This is a genomic window from Zwartia vadi (genome assembly GCF_030410375.1).
GTDB lineage: Bacteria > Pseudomonadota > Gammaproteobacteria > Burkholderiales > Burkholderiaceae_B > Zwartia > Zwartia vadi.
Window position 1 is genome coordinate 53,856 of sequence record NZ_JAUHHE010000013.1, and the last position, 15,418, is coordinate 69,273.

Sequence of the window (15,418 nt, forward strand, 5' to 3'; positions counted from 1 at the left end):
TCAAGACTCCTTAAAACCGCGTTAGTTGACGATACCTCGTGCTTGATACTTTTTCATTGGAGCATAATATCTCTCATTATTAGACATACTTCAACTGTTCTTGACAGTGCATATCGTATTCCCCAACAAAATGACCCCCAATTCCAGTCCGCCTATCTCTTGGTCCAGCAGCTTGCACACACTCGCCCGGCGTTTTGGCGAGTCGATCGCAGCGATGGATAGTGAACAAAATACTCTGACCTACGTTGAACTTAGCCGTCGCGCGCATGCGCTCGCAGTGCTCTTAATCAACCAAGGCATTTCCAAGGGCACCCCGATTGCCACGCTCATGCCCAACAGCATCGATGCTGTCTGGGTCTCATACGGCATACGCATCGCAGGTGCATGTGAAACTCCGCTGAGCTGGAGCTACACCCAAGACGAAATCGCCTGGTGCGCACAGTTAGCCAAGTTCAAGCTGGTCGTCACGCTCAGCAGTCGGGCCGAGCAAGCACAATCTCTAGGACTCTCACCGATTGATGCGCATCAGGACATCCTTTCATGCATGAGTTCTCTGGAGACAAACAGTACGCATCTTGATGCAGTGCCTCCCGAAACACCAGGCAGGATTCTGTTTACATCCGGAACGACTGGTAAGCCCAAGGGCGTGCTCTATACGCATGGTGCGCGCTGGCAAGGCGAACAGTTGCTGAAAGCCTCATTCCCTTTTGTCCCGGCACGAGGCGCGCGTATTTTGCTCATGACACCCTTTGTGCATGGCTCTTCGTTATTGACCTATGCTTGGCTCGATCACGGCGGAACAATCGTCTTGCATGATGGTGTCAATATCGAACGCATCCGTCCCTTGCTTGAAAGTGCATCGCTCGACGCAATCTTTGCCCCTCCTACTGTGCTGGCGAAAATCACTGGCGCGTTCGCCCCTCGTCAATTTCCAACTGTGCAGTGCATTTTTACAGGCACGCAGCCTCTTACCCATGCGCTTTATGAACGTGCGCACGCGATGTTTGGTCCCAACGTTCGCATCACCTTCGGCAAATCTGAGTGCGTCAACCCCATTACGATTCTGGATCGGTCAGACACACACGAATATTTCAGTCAACCAAACATCCCGCCCGGCGCATGCGTAGGCTGGCCGGCCACAGGGGTAGATCTCAAAATCGAAGCCCCGTCCTCGGCGGATGAACCACATGGCGAGGTATGGTTACGCGCACCACACATGTCGGCCGGACTCATCGACATCAATGGTTTCAGACCCCACACACCTGATGGATGGCATAACACTGGTGATCTCGGCTATATCGATCGTGCCGGACGTCTGATCCTGACAGGCCGGGTAGCGGATGTCATCAAGACGGGAGGCTATCGAGTGAATCCCGATGAAATCGAGGCTGAACTTGCTTCGAACACACAGTGCGGACAAATTTGTGTGACCGCCCTGCCCTCAGACTACTGGGGTGAAATCATCATTGCCGTAGCGGAAGGCGCACAATTAGGATGGCAGCAAGAATGTGAAACCCTGGTTGCCGGGATGTCCAAACATAAACGGCCCCGGATGTACGTCGCTGTCGAGGCGCTACCTCGCAACCCACAAGGAAAAATCAGTCGCCGCCAAGTCAGTCGCATGGTCTTGGACACTCATCTGTTGACTGATGGGCCGTATCCGACGCTAAGTGTGAAGTAGAAGGAGAATGTCTGCGAGGCCCTCTTTTTTAAGCGTCCTCAGTCGCTAAATACCCCTTGCCCAGGTCGGCTCTGTCCATGTCGCCTCTTGATCAATCGGGAAAACAGGTCTTGGCAATCTTTTGAAGTCGACATTCTTTAAGTTTGGTGTCGTCAGCCCGGGACTATCAACGTCGAAAATTTGAGTTTCAGGAAAATACTCATCAAATCCGGCCCTGTAGTGACCGCGACTTTTAACAATCAAGATTCGCACTGTAGAGATATCGATTCCATGCATCTCAAGCATCGCTGGATCGCAAAGCTGGCGGCGTAAACTTGCGACCACCACACGTGTTCCGGAGTCGACGAGCTCCAGCAATGCAGAGGGTCCGAGTGAAAACTTTTTTCCACGCAAAATGCCACGGCGTCCCAAACCCTCGCCATCTGTGAGCTTGATGACACGCGCACGCGCTGAATATCGTTTTGAAAACTGACTTTCAGTTGCATTAAAAACTGCGTCGAACTCCCCCCCCTCGCCTGTCAAGTGTGCATGCTCTGCAAGTGCGGGATCAATAAAGACACCAAGCAACACACCCTTGATCCGGGCCTCATTGAAGGCAGTCAACATCCAAGATGTATTGCCACGACCGCCACCGCCGGGGTTATCGGCGACATCTGCAAACAAAAGAGGCAAGTTCGTCTGTCTGGCTTTTTCAACAGCCTCGGGGATTTCAAGCATATCCGGAACATAACGTGCACGGTCGGCCCACGCTGCACGCGCAAGCTTGATCGCACAGCGTTGCGCGGCCAACAAGTCGCCGCGTGAAGTCACGACGATCGTGATTCCGCATTTAGGCAAATCGGAAAAAACAAAGCCCGCTGAAACTGAGATGTTGGCAATCGGTCCTTGATCGGGTGTTTGCATCATGGCCGTCGCCATGTTGACCAAGTCAGCATACGGTCCACGCGCAGTCAGCAAAGTGACAGATGGCGGCGTGATTGGCATTCGAATAAACACTTTCTGCGTTTTCATGCCATTGAGCATTTCAATCAGCAGGTCGGCAGCTTCTGCCGCCCGCTCGCGTTGATCAACATGCGGGTTAGTGCGATAACTGATCAGTGCATCAAGAGCCTCCACGGTGCGCTCGGACACATTGCAATGCAGATCGTGTGTGGCAACAACTGGCACATCCGGCCCCACGATGGAACGAATTAACGTCATCATGTCACCCTCTGTGTCATCGAGATGCTCAGCGCTGGATGCACCGTGATTTGCGACATATACGGCATCAACAGGCATGGCGGCGCGTAAACTTTTTTCAAGCTTTTGCATGAATTCAGTCCACACTTTTTCGACGACAGGTCCCCCTGGAGGAGCACCAATCACGATCGTTGGTGCCGCCGTCCAAGGACCCTTTTCATCCATCCGAGCATAAAACCCCGTCACTTCGGCAGGTAGATTACTTGTCTGGCGCGCAAGCTGGGTAATGATTTCACCCTCGTGCCAGCAAGACTTTTCAAAATCTTCTCTAGTCGACACAGGAGAAAAGCTGTTTGCTTCCAGAGCAAAACCTGTAATGGCGATTTTGGGGTTCTTTTTCATTCTCGGTGCCACTCCAACAATTAGACTTTACGCAAGGTATAGAACAAAGGCATTTGGGGCTGAAAATCTACCCATTCTTTACGAATAGCAGAAACAGGATACGTTGCACCCAAAGGAATGTAAGGAACATCCTCAAAGACCTGGATCTGCAATTCACGACAGATACGCTTTTGCTCCTCAAGGGATTTGGCGTCAAACCAATCCAATCGAAGCTGCTCAATGCGTTCACTTGTCGGCCAGCCAAACCATGCTTTCAGACCTGTGCCACGAATGGCCAGATGACCTGCCGGATCAAGATTGTTGGGTCCAGTCGTCGCAGTGAAGGCGATATTCCACCCCCCCGCAGAGGGAGGCTCTTGGCTATTTCGCCGCTGCATCAGTGTGCCCCAATTCATCGCCTGCACATCTGTCTTGATACCGAGTTGCTTGAACAGGTCGGCGGTGACGAGGGCAGCCGTGTGAAATGCAGGGTAATCAACGGGGTCAAGGATCACAACCGTCTCGCCTTTGTAGCCCGCCTCTTTGATCATCGCTTTGGCTTTATTGAAATCGCGTTTGCCAAGTAGTTTTTCCATCCCGCCATCACTACTCATGGGAGAGCCGGGCACGAACACGCCACACTTATCGCTCCAGAACTCAGGGAAGTCTGGACCATTCATCGCCATCATGTACTCAGTCTGATTCACGACTGACAGAATCGCCTGCCTCATCAATTTGTTGTTAAAAGGCGCATGCAAATGATTAAACCGCATCAACGATATAGAGGGCAGCGTACGTTTAATCAATGTGATGTTGCGATCCTTTTTAAGCACAGGCAAAAAGTCTGCATCGATATGCTCGACGCCGTCGACTTCGTTGTTGCGCAGCGCAGCGACTGCCGTCGCGCTATCAGGAATAATCTGCCATTTCACTTGTTCGATATAGACAATTTTTGGACCTGAAGTGAACTGTGGCTTGAGCTTGTTACTGCTTGGCACGTATCCGTCAAATTTTTGATAAACAGCTTGAGAACCCGACACCCATTGATCATGGACAAACCTGAAGGGTCCGGAACCATTCATGACTTTGACCTGCACATTATCAGGCGTGAGAGCTAACTTTTCAGGCATGATGCATGCCATGCTCCCTGTTGGACGCGCGATCGCATGCAAAATCAAAGGAAAGGGTTTGTTTAATTTGAACTGAAGGGTTTTATCGTCGAGTGCGGTCAGAGAATCCGTTGCGGCCATCAATGAACGGCCCATCAAGTCCTTTTTTGACCAACGATTCAAACTTGCGACGGCATCCTGCGCGCGTACAGGAGATCCATCGTGAAACTTCAAACCATCTCTCAACTTAATTGTCCAGATCAAACCGGTGCTATCGACCTCATGGCCAGAAGCCATTTGGGGATGTGGCTGGTATTGATCATCCAAGCCGTAAAGCGTGTCAAAGATAAGCTGAGAATGGATATTGGTGATAAAAACTGTGCTGAACATTGGATCCAGAATCGTCAGATCCGCATGGGGCACCCATCGAAATAATTTTGCAGGCGCCGCGGCATGCGCTCTAAAGGCTGTGGGCAAAGTCAATGCTGCGGCAGTTGCTGAAGACGTCACCAAAAATTTTCTGCGATCCATCTTGATTCTCCCAAAAGCTTTACTTCAATACATGCCGCCCACCTTATGCGTTGCGACAAAATGGCCCTCGCCCACCTGTACAAGTGGCACAACGAGGGGTTCATCACCCACGCCCCTCGCGGGACTGGGTATTTCTGAAACTTCGAGTTTGTGCTTGCGACGCGCCATAGGATCGGCAATCGGCACAGCCGCCATGAGTTTTTTAGTATAGGGATGCTGTGGGTTTTCGAAAATCGCGCTACGCGGCCCAATCTCGACAATCTGACCGAGATACATCACCGCAACCCGGTGGCTGACCCTTTCTACAACAGCCATGTCATGCGAGATGAACAAATAAGCAATACCCAGATCGTCCTGCAGATCGATTAACAAATTTACGATCTGGGCGCGTATCGAAACATCCAAGGCTGATACCGCCTCGTCCGCGATCAAAACTTTGGGATTAACCGACAATGCGCGTGCAATACAAATGCGTTGTCGTTGTCCTCCCGAGAATTCATGTGGCCAGCGATTGACAGTCGACGGGTCCAAACCAACCCGCTCCATCAGCTCAGCCACTCGCTTGGCGGCCTCAGCTCCACTGGCTAAACCCTGAATGATCATCGGCTCGCCGATACACTCGCCCACCCTCATGCGTGGATTGAGTGAAGCAAAGGGATCCTGAAAAACAAATTGCATGTTCCGGCGCAGGCCACGCAGGGACCTCGCATTCGTCAAATCAACTGTGGCGCCCTCGAATATCACCTGACCGGCGGATACCCGCGTCAGTCCCATTAAAGATCGTCCTGTCGTGGTTTTGCCGCAGCCGGATTCACCGACAAGTGAAAGCGTCTCACCCTCGTGCAAATCAAAAGAGACTTGTTCAACCGCATGGACGCGTCGTTGCACACGAGAAAAAATTCCGCCGCGAATATCAAAACGCGTCACGAGCCCCCGGACACCGAGAATCACAGGGCTATCGTGCGTCCCATCCGCGAGACGGGCGGAATGCTTCATCACCCTGCCAGCGGATTGCCTTGCCTGATCCTGACTTTCTTGCAAAGGCAAATCAAAACGAGTGGGCTCGCTCACGCCGCGCATAGAGCCAAGTTTTGGCACAGCGGCCAAAAGTGTCTTTGTGTAGAGATGCTGTGGCGCGGCAAACAAACTGAAAACGTCGTTCTCTTCCACGACCTCCCCGCGTTTCATCACCATCACACGATCGGCGATCTCAGCGACGACACCCATGTCATGGGTGATGAAAATAACGCCCATGTCCATTTCTTTTTGTAGATCGGCAATTAATTGCAAAATCTGTGCCTGAATCGTGACATCCAAGGCTGTTGTGGGTTCATCAGCGATCAGTACCGAGGGTTTACAGGACAGTGCCATCGCAATCATGACGCGTTGCCGCATTCCGCCAGACAGCTCGTGTGGATAGCGATTCATCATTGCCGTTGCATCAGGAATACGGACTTGATCAAGAATCCGAATCGCTGCAGCAGTTGCTTGAGTCATGTCGCAGGATTGATGCAACAAAATGGCTTCAGTAATCTGTGAGCCCACTGTGAATACAGGATTCAAAGATGTCATGGGCTCCTGAAAAATCATGCTTAGGTCTGCCCCGCGCATACTGCGCATGACCTCTTCGGATGCGCGCCGCAAATCAATTGTTTCGCCTTGAGAACGGTGAAATTGCATTTCGCCGCTTGTAATGGTTCCGCCACCAAACTCTATCAAGCGCATCAAGGCAAGCGACGTGACAGACTTTCCGGAACCAGACTCTCCCACGATCGCGAGTGTTTCGCCACGATCCACATGCAAATCCAGCGATTTAACGGCCTGAACCTGCCCGGGTCCCGAACCAAATACAACCGATAGACCTTTAACGTCCAATACACGTCGCGCATGTCCCATCAATCTTTCCTGATTTCTGTTCATATCAGATTCTCTTTGCCATACGCGGATCGATTGCGTCACGCAAACCATCTCCCAACATATTGATCGCGAGAATGGTGACTGATAAAAACAACGCGGGAAAGGCGATCATGTGCGGTTTGATCTGCCAAAGCGCGCGTCCCTCGGCCATGATGTTGCCCCACGAGGGAATCGATGGTGGCACGCCAGCACCGATAAAAGACAGACTGGCTTCAGCCAATATCGCCAAACCACAAATGTAAGTTGTCTGTACGGTTAGTGCAGCCACAGTATTGGGGAAAATATGCTTGAATACGACGCGCACAGGGGATGCGCCAGCAGCGATCGCTGCCTCGACATAAGGCTGCTCACGTAATGAAAGAGCGAGTCCCCTGACAAGACGCACGACCCGTGGAACCTCTGCAATGGTGATGGCGATAATGACGTTTTCCAGCGAAGCTCGCGTCAAAGCGATCAACGCAATCGCCAGCAAAATGGTCGGGATGGACATCAAGCCGTCCATGATGCGCATCACAATCGCGTCAATCCAGCGCACAAAACCTGAAGTCAGCCCGATGATGGTGCCGATCACTGCTGAAAGAATGGCGACAGTGAATCCTACGACAAGGGAAACACGCGCTCCGTAGACGACGCGCGCAAACACGTCACGCCCTAGCAAGTCAGTACCAAACCAAAACCTTTCACTCGGCACGCGTGCGCGATGAATCGGAGAGAGCGCCATAGGATCTTTTGAAGCGATCCAGGGCGCAAAAATCGCCATGAGAATCAGCAACAAAACTAAAGTCCCGCCGACCGCAATCGTCGGATGACGCCGGAGAAATTTGAATGCTTGCGACATCAGTATTTAATCCTCGGATCAAAAACGCGGTACAGCAAATCAATCAAAAGATTCACCAGCACGTACAGGAAACTGAAGAGCAAGATCACGCCCTGAATGATCGGATAGTCGCGCCTGAGAATGGCGTCAACCGTCAACCGACCCAGGCCGGGGATGGAAAAAACCGTCTCTGTGACGACCGCCCCGCTTATCAGCAACGCAACGCCACTGCCAATGACCGTTACAACTGGAATCGCTGCATTTTTCAGAGCATGTCTAAAAAGTATGTCCTGATTGCCCACACCTTTAGAGCGCGCGGTTCTGATGTAATCCTGCGACAAGGTCTCGAGCAATGTTGCACGCGTGATGCGTGTGATGAGTGCCACGTAAACGCTGCTGAGCGCAAGAGTAGGCAGGATCAAGGTCTTGATCGAGCTCCAAATCCCCTGGGAAAAAGGAACATAGCCCTGGACTGGCAACCAGCGCATTTCGATACCAAATCCCCAAGCCAGCATATACCCGACAACAAAAGTCGGAAGCGAAAAACTCAATACTGCCATCACCATGACGCCACGGTCATAACCGCTGTTGTGACGCCAAGCGGCCAAGGCGCCCAGAGGAATCGCAATCATGACGGAGACACACAGTGTCATCACCATCAAGGTAAACGTAGGCGGCATGCGCTGCACAATCATCTGCGAAACAGGTACACCCGTAAACAGCGACGTACCAAGATCGCCTTGCACAACATTGAGCAACCAGAGCGAAAAGCGGTAATAGAAAGGCTGATCGAGGCCGAGAGTCTGCCGAATGCGCGCGATGTCTTCGAGCGAGGCTTCTTCGCCAGCGAGAAATACGGCTGGATCACCAGGCGCCAAATCAAGCAAGCCGTAAACAAACAAAGCAACGACTAGCATGACGGGCAAGGTTAAGAGCAATCGGCGAATAGTGTAAGCAAACATCTAGATCACACGCCCTGATAAACCTGAAGTTGTCCCGATGCTATCGGCTCAAACTCCTTGCGTCAACAGATTATTTTGTACTTGGCAATAAGAGAACCCAGGCGTACATTGTGTTTGAATTTCAAGCCATCGAGCGAAAATCAACCGAATGAAAATCATTACACATCACAGGAGTCATGCATGGATTTAAGTCGCTTTGCACGCCGTCAGTACACAGTTGGTCCCTCTCCCATCGAATTTTTACCCAACTTCAGCAAAGCGCTGGGTGGACCAAAAGTATGGATCAAGCGTGACGATATGCTTGGGTTGGCACCCGGCGGCAACAAAACACGCAAACTCGAATTTTTGATGGGAGACGCTCTGGCGCAAGGCGCAGATACATTGATCACCTGTGGCGCGCCGCAGTCCAATCATTGCCGCATCACATTAGCTGCGGCTGTGAAAGAAGGTCTCAAGTGCCGGTTCGTCATCGAAGAACGCGTGCCGGGCAGTTACGATCCACAAGCCAGCGGCAACAACTTTATGTTCAGATTGCTAGGCGTTGAAAGCATCACAGTGGTGCCGGGTGGCTCCAACATGGCGCAGGCAATGCAAGCTGTCGCCGAAGAGGCTCGCGCGCAGGGCCGCAAGCCTTACATCATCCCAGGCGGGGGCTCGAATGCCATTGGTGGCTTGGGCTATGTTGCATGTGCACAAGAAATTCAGCAACAACTATTCGAGATGGGTCAACCGATGAACGCGCTTGTGGTGGGCTCAGGCAGTTCAGGTACACACGGGGGGCTTGTTGCAGGATTTTTAGGCAACAACATCAAGATTCCACTTGTAGGCATTGGCGTCAGTCGTGACCCTCAGGATCAAAATCCTCTGGTCCACAAGGAAGCCCAAGCCATCATGGATTTACTGGGTACAGGGATCACGGTTCCATCCGAGGCGGTGGTGTCTTTTGGAGACTGGTGGCGTCCCAAGTACTCCATTCCAAACCCCGCGATGGTCGAAGCCGTGCAAATGCTGGCTCGCACAGAAGCTATTTTGCTCGATCCCGTCTACACAGGAAAAATCATGGCGGGCTTGATTGGACTGAGTCGCAAGGGATACTTTAAGTCCACCGACAATGTGCTGTTCTTACACACAGGAGGCGCAACCTCCTTGCACGCATATGAATCGGTGATTCTGGGTAATCCTGCCGATGCGAAATAAATCGTCGATTGCTTGAAGTCGGCTACTTGAATTCGGGCCTTTAAAATCAAGAAAAGACTGAACAAAGATTGCGCCGATGATCGACGAGGTGTATCGTCATCGGCATCAATATTTACAACAACCCACATTTATAAGGTGGAGACATGAACATCCTCAAGGCAGGCATGATTGCCGTTGCGCTGGCGACGCTATCGATCGGCGCACAAGCCCAAAATTATCCAACCAAACCCATTCGCTGGGTCGTGCCCTACACGCCGGGCGGTTTCACTGACAACGTGACGCGCATGGTCACGGCCAAAGTGCAAACTATTCTGGGTCAGCCAATCATTATTGAAAACAAGCCAGGTGCAAACTCCATCATTGGTGCAGATTTCGTTGCAAAAGCGCCGCCAGATGGTTATACGATTCTGACGGTTATTACGGCTCATGCAGCTAACGCCACCTTGTACGAAGGCAAACTTCCCTTCGATCACAAGGCGCTGACCCCTATTTCTCTGGTGGCGATTTCGCCCCTGATTTTGACTACGAGCAAACAATTCCCCGTCAAGAATGTGGGCGAACTTCTGGCCTATGCCAAAGCGAATCCGGGCAAAGTTGCCTTTGGTTCATCTGGCATCGGTTCAGCCGCTCATCTCACCTCGGAACTCTTGCAGTCCACGGCTGGCGTCAATATGATCCACGTCCCCTACAAAGGAACCGCTCCTGCATTGGCGGATTTGATGTCAAACAATATCCAAATGCTGGTCGATGTCCCAAGCTCGATGATGCCTCACTTTAAAGGCGGTAAAGTCAACGCACTTGCCATGTTTGCCAATCAGCGCTTGCCAAGTGCCCCTGAGGTGCCGACCATCAAGGAGTCCGGAGGTCCTGCGATTGAATCCTCGAGCTGGGTGATGTTCTTTGCGCCACCTGGCACACCCGCACCGATCGTTGACAAGCTATCCAAGGCTGTCAATGAAGCAGTAAAGTCACCTGAAATTGCCGCGCGTTTTTCTGAGCTGGGGATTGTGCCCATGGGACTGAATCCCGCAGAAACAGGGAAGTTCCTCGCGACTGAAGTTGACAAGTGGGGGCAAGTCATTAAAACAGCCAAGGTCACCGCTCAGTAATTTCTTTAGTTCTAATCATCATGCAAAAAACAGTCGCCGCTCGCGCTCAAGCCCCGCTCACTTCATCCGGTGGGGTCACAGCGCAGGCAGCGACGATGCCGATTCTGTTGTCCTTGAGCTTTTGTCATTTGCTCAACGATCTCATTCAATCGCTCATTCCCGCGCTATATCCGTTGCTTAAAACCGAGTTCAACCTTGATTTCGCTCAAATCGGACTCATCACCCTTGCCTTTCAACTCACGGCGTCCCTCCTGCAACCAACCGTTGGTTTTTATACAGACAAACGTCCCCAGCCTTTCTCTTTGGCGATTGGCATGGGCTCGACTCTGATTGGGCTGTTGCTCCTATCAGTCGCCAACAGTTACACCGTAGTATTGATCGCCGCCGGGCTGGTTGGCACGGGATCAGCAATCTTTCATCCCGAGGCATCCCGCGTGGCTCGCATGGCTTCGGGCGGTCGCTACGGAACTGCTCAGGCATTGTTTCAAGTAGGCGGCAACGCCGGACAAGCGATTGGCCCCTTGCTAGCAGCCTTTATCGTGCTTCCACATGGTCAGGGTGCGATAGCATGGGTGTCCATGGCGGCCTTGGTTGCAATGGCTTTTTTAACGCGTGTCGGCATGTGGTACGGGTCCAATCTTCGTCCAACCCAAAAAGTTTCCAGCCATACGGCCGAGGCCAAAGATTCCGGACTGCCGAGAGGTCGTGTGCTCTTTCTCATTACAGTCCTGATGATTTTGCTCTTTTCGAAAAACGTCTACACCTCAAGCCTCACATCATTTTTTACGTTTTATCTTATTGAGCGTTTCGACTTACCCGTGCAGGCAGCGCAGATCCAGTTATTCATCTTTATGGCGGCCATCGCGGTGGGCACCCTGGTGGGCGGCGCATTGACGGATCGCATTGGCCGCAGACCCATGATCTGGATCTCTATCCTTGGCGTTCTACCCTTCACGATGGCACTCCCCTATGCAGATCTCTTCTGGACGGGTGTTTTGACGATCATTATTGGCTTGATCACTGCCTCAGCCTTTCCTGCAGTCCTCGTCTATGCGCATGAAGTCATGCCCGGTCGCGTTGGACTGGTGTCAGGGATGTTCTTTGGTTTTGCCTTTGGCTTGGGTGGTCTGGGTGCGGCCGTCATGGGAGGACTGGCAGATATATACGGCATTGCAGTCGTTTATAAAATATGCTCGTTTTTACCGATACTGGGTATCGTTGCCTGGTTCTTACCAAACATGGCTCAAGAAAAATTGCGTTATCGCAGCGCAACATCCTAGATCCTGCTCACATATCAAAATTTGTGACGCATCCCCACGCCAATGACAAAACTTTCAGCTGTGTTCATCATCGCGTAATTCAGACCATAGGACGCGTAGGTATAAACATCGGTGCGCGCCGAGAGTTGGTGCGTCAGCGCAGCACTGTATATTTGCTGCGTCTTGAACTGGGCATTATCAGACAACACGCCTTGCGGCTGCATCATTTGCCACGAGGCTAATATTGTCGTTTGCGATGACAAAGGGGCTGTCACGCCAAACATGTAAGAGCTTGTTTGCGCATTGGGTAAAAATAAAACGGCCCCGGACACTCCGGAGGATGTAGTCAGTCCAGATGGAGGCGCTGCGCCTGTTCCAGAGTTTTGGCCATTAATCAGACCATTCAGCGAGCGTCCAAATGCCAATGAGAGTTTGACAATTCTGAGGTTGTAGGCCCCTCCCAACACCCAAGCAGAGGGACTCTGACTGGAAACCTGTTGAGCTGCATCCCCATAAAACCTGTCATACGCAAAGGCAAGGTCAAGTGGCCCTTGTCGATATTGCGCACCGAGCGTGAGCGCGCGCATATTTTGATTGGACACAAAATTGTAGCCTGTCACCTGGGCGGTACAGGATTGCGAAGTTATACAAGAAGCGCCTCCCTCATAGATACCGGCCAATTCAGTAGCGAACGAATAGCCTGCACCAACTTTTAATCCACTAAAAGGCGTCGCTTGGAGCAGCAGCATATTGCCGTAACGCGTCGTGTTGGTTGAGCCGAATGAGGTACCAATATTGGCTTGCCCGAAGCCCTCTCCAAAAGGATCAATGGATAAAAAATAGTTTGAGGCAAGGTTGATCTGACGACCGACTTCAAACTGCCCGACGTCTCGAAGCGACACACCAATTGTCGACTGACGCCCAAACAAGCGCCTACCTTGTGATGAGGTGCCCTGAGCGGGATTAAAACCACCCTCGAGAACAAAATCGATCGACACCCCGCCACCTAATGACTCCACCCCGCGCAATCCAAAGCGTGAACCAGACTGGACGCCGTTGCTCATCCCGAAAAAGCTTTGGTTGAGTGCCTGAGAAGACGCGGGGCCAGACACCGCCTCTTGTCGCACGCGGTCATACTCAATCCCCAGATCAATCACTCCGTAAAGCGTCACACCGTCTTGCTGCGATGCAGCGCCAACGCCTGCGCCGAGCCATGACACGCTCGCGGCCATCACCACTTTGAAAAAAAAGCGCGCAGACACTTTTGGGTAGGGCACGATAGAACCTTGACGAATGTTGCAGGGGTCGATGAAGGGTAGTAATCTTGAAAAGACTACTTCGCATTCATTTATTTTAAAGGTTCGTCATGTCCGTGCATAATCTCAAAACAAAAACTCAGGTCGATGCGGTTCAACAAGCCAAAATTCATCTTGCGGCCGCAAACCGCCTTGCAGTGCTTGATGATCTGCATGAAGGCATTGATAATCACTTTACGATGACAGTCCCCGGGCAGAAAGATCGATATCTTATTTTGCCTTTCGGCTTACATTGGTCAGAAGCTCGCGCAAGCGACATGATCGTTTTTAATGAAAAAGGCGAAACTGTCGAGGGCGAAGGCGTGGTTGAGCTCTCTGCTCAGTGTATTCACGCTCCGATCCATCGCATCACAGGCGCCAATGTTGTCTTGCACACCCATCAAAACTGGGCTGTCACACTCAACATGCTGCAAGATAATCGTCTCTTGCCCGCCAGCCAGACCGCGGCTTTTTTCCACGGTTTGATTGCCTACGATGATACCTACACCGGCACAGCTGACTTCCTCTCCGAAGGCGAGCGACTCGCCGCCGCAATTGGTGACAAAAAGATTTTGTTCATGAAAAATCACGGCATCCTTGTGGTCGGTGATACGGTCGCTCAAGCCTACAAGCGTCTCTACAAACTTGAACGCGTCTGTCGCGCGCAAGTGCTGGCGATGAGTACAGGCAAGCCGATTCAGATCCTATCAGATGAAGTGATCGCAGCCGTGCAAAAGCCCCCTGTCGACGATCGCCATACACGGGCTGGACGTGACAACCTCTACTTTGAAGCCATGATGCGCGTGCTCGACCGTGAGCTGCCTGGGTATGCGGACTAAGTCAATCCTATTCAGGATTTAAAGGCGCGATCCACTGCGCGGCGGGTACAGACACTCCGCCGCGCACACCGGGCTCCACAGTTCCATAGCGTTCGGCCCACACTGCAGGCAATGGACGAGCGCGCGGGGAAGACAACCACAACCTGAGCAGATGGCGCTTTCGCCCTGGTTCGTTCCAGTCCTCAAAGGCAGTCCTATCGTGCAACAAGGTGTGATTGTGGACAAATTGCATATCACCGGCTTCAAGTCGCATTAAAAAATTCAGCCGGCGATCATTTGCCAACGCATCAAAGCAGTCGAGTGCTTCCACATGCAATGGCGTCAATCGCATCGCCTGCGCAAAACGCTGAGCCGAATCGATGTACTGACGCTGATAGATTGTCGACATCATTTGCGCATACCAGGTAAAAACAGGTATCTCAAAGTACGGTTTTTGGCCAGGACCCTCGTCTCCGCGCCGATCTGTTGCAATCGGATCAAATAGCGCAGCCGCCAGCTCAGGATAGTCCCGACGCATTACGTTATAGATCGTATTCGAGGAGACCAGCGCAGAATCGCCACCAGACTTGGCTTGCTGCAAACACACTAAACCGACAATGTCGCTCGAATCAGTGTGAAAGGTTTGACGCTCATGTGTTTGGTAGATTCTGACTTTTGGATCGTCTGCGTTGAGACCCATATCAGTGACATGTCCCAAAACATGTCCTTTCGCATTTTGAGGCACAGGGTAACCAAGATGACAGCCCAAACCATAAAAAGCTGCAGCAGTGACTGCTCGCGGCCAGTCTTTGACTGGAAGTGCGCGCACCAGAGCGAATCCACAGCCGTGGATCAATACATCATGTAAATGCGCGAGCCTGGGACCCAATGTTGGTAAGACAAAGGCCTCACGCCGTATGCTTGCAATATCGGAATGAGTCTCCAGCGCACGACGAGCCGCCAGTTCAAGCTCGGACAGCTCGAGGTCCGTGAGGTGATGCACCCAGTCTGTCGATGCGCTTGCCTGAGGACCCAACCAAGCACTTGGGCCGACTATTTCGGGAGGCAAGGCATGAATGTCCATGTTTTTTCCAAAATTTGAATCGATTAATCACCTCGACACACCCGCATGTCACAAACAATCACTCGCAGGTGCTATCGTT

At 51.9% G+C, this 15,418-nt stretch carries 12 protein-coding genes; 5 read left to right on the top strand and 7 right to left on the bottom strand.

Features of this window, described 5'->3' with window-relative positions; genetic code table 11:
• Nucleotides 1-172 precede the first annotated feature (172 nt).
• Complete coding sequence (locus tag QWY27_RS11920) at nucleotides 173-1,681, top strand: class I adenylate-forming enzyme family protein (RefSeq protein WP_290198594.1); 1,509 nt, start codon at nucleotides 173-175, stop codon at nucleotides 1,679-1,681.
• A 45-nt stretch (nucleotides 1,682-1,726) separates the two neighbouring features.
• On the opposite strand, the gene QWY27_RS11925 is transcribed toward QWY27_RS11920, so the two are convergent.
• Genes QWY27_RS11925 through QWY27_RS11945 form a run of 5 tightly spaced genes read right to left on the bottom strand, consistent with a single transcriptional unit; the run spans nucleotide 1,727 to nucleotide 8,577 of the window.
• Entirely contained in the window at nucleotides 1,727-3,262 is a 1,536-nt protein-coding gene (locus QWY27_RS11925; RefSeq protein ID WP_290198595.1) for a M81 family metallopeptidase, read from the bottom strand.
• A 20-nt stretch (nucleotides 3,263-3,282) separates the two neighbouring features.
• The gene (locus QWY27_RS11930; protein WP_290198596.1) at nucleotides 3,283-4,881 is read right to left on the bottom strand and encodes an ABC transporter substrate-binding protein; all 1,599 of its coding nucleotides are present in this window, start codon (nucleotides 4,879-4,881) and stop codon (nucleotides 3,283-3,285) included.
• A gap of 24 nt (nucleotides 4,882-4,905) precedes the next feature.
• A complete protein-coding gene (locus QWY27_RS11935) occupies nucleotides 4,906-6,801 on the bottom strand; it encodes a dipeptide ABC transporter ATP-binding protein (protein ID WP_290198597.1) in 1,896 nt (631 codons plus the stop codon).
• A gap of 1 nt (nucleotide 6,802) precedes the next feature.
• Complete coding sequence (locus tag QWY27_RS11940; RefSeq protein WP_290198598.1) at nucleotides 6,803-7,636, bottom strand: ABC transporter permease; 834 nt, start codon at nucleotides 7,634-7,636, stop codon at nucleotides 6,803-6,805.
• Nucleotides 7,636-8,577 carry an ABC transporter permease gene (locus QWY27_RS11945; RefSeq protein ID WP_290198599.1) on the bottom strand — a complete coding sequence of 314 codons (942 nt, stop codon included), beginning with the start codon at nucleotides 8,575-8,577 and terminating at the stop codon, nucleotides 7,636-7,638. The genes QWY27_RS11940 and QWY27_RS11945 overlap by 1 nt, the downstream gene beginning before the upstream one ends.
• Before the next feature lie 180 nt (nucleotides 8,578-8,757).
• Between QWY27_RS11945 and cuyA the strand changes: the two genes are divergently transcribed.
• The 3 genes from cuyA (at nucleotide 8,758) to QWY27_RS11960 (ending at nucleotide 12,163) form a co-directional block, all read left to right on the top strand.
• Nucleotides 8,758-9,774, top strand: a complete 1,017-nt coding sequence (gene cuyA, locus QWY27_RS11950; protein WP_290198600.1) for a D-cysteate sulfo-lyase — start codon at nucleotides 8,758-8,760, stop codon at nucleotides 9,772-9,774.
• A gap of 143 nt (nucleotides 9,775-9,917) precedes the next feature.
• Nucleotides 9,918-10,883: a Bug family tripartite tricarboxylate transporter substrate binding protein gene (locus QWY27_RS11955; RefSeq protein ID WP_290198601.1), complete on the top strand. Its 966-nt coding sequence runs from the start codon at nucleotides 9,918-9,920 to the stop codon at nucleotides 10,881-10,883.
• A 20-nt stretch (nucleotides 10,884-10,903) separates the two neighbouring features.
• Nucleotides 10,904-12,163, top strand: coding sequence for an MFS transporter (locus QWY27_RS11960; RefSeq protein WP_290198602.1), 1,260 nt, complete (start codon nucleotides 10,904-10,906; stop codon nucleotides 12,161-12,163).
• Nucleotides 12,164-12,177: 14 nt separating this feature from the next.
• Here QWY27_RS11960 and QWY27_RS11965 read toward each other — a convergent pair whose 3' ends face one another.
• Nucleotides 12,178-13,419, bottom strand: coding sequence for a porin (locus tag QWY27_RS11965; RefSeq protein WP_290198603.1), 1,242 nt, complete (start codon nucleotides 13,417-13,419; stop codon nucleotides 12,178-12,180).
• Between the two features lie 89 nt (nucleotides 13,420-13,508).
• Between QWY27_RS11965 and QWY27_RS11970 the strand changes: the two genes are divergently transcribed.
• Nucleotides 13,509-14,276 carry a class II aldolase/adducin family protein gene (locus QWY27_RS11970; RefSeq protein WP_290198605.1) on the top strand — a complete coding sequence of 256 codons (768 nt, stop codon included), beginning with the start codon at nucleotides 13,509-13,511 and terminating at the stop codon, nucleotides 14,274-14,276.
• A gap of 7 nt (nucleotides 14,277-14,283) precedes the next feature.
• Here QWY27_RS11970 and QWY27_RS11975 read toward each other — a convergent pair whose 3' ends face one another.
• Nucleotides 14,284-15,339 (bottom strand): TauD/TfdA family dioxygenase, encoded by a 1,056-nt coding sequence (locus tag QWY27_RS11975; RefSeq protein WP_290198606.1) that lies wholly within the window; start codon nucleotides 15,337-15,339, stop codon nucleotides 14,284-14,286.
• Between the last annotated feature and the right edge of the window lie 79 nt (nucleotides 15,340-15,418).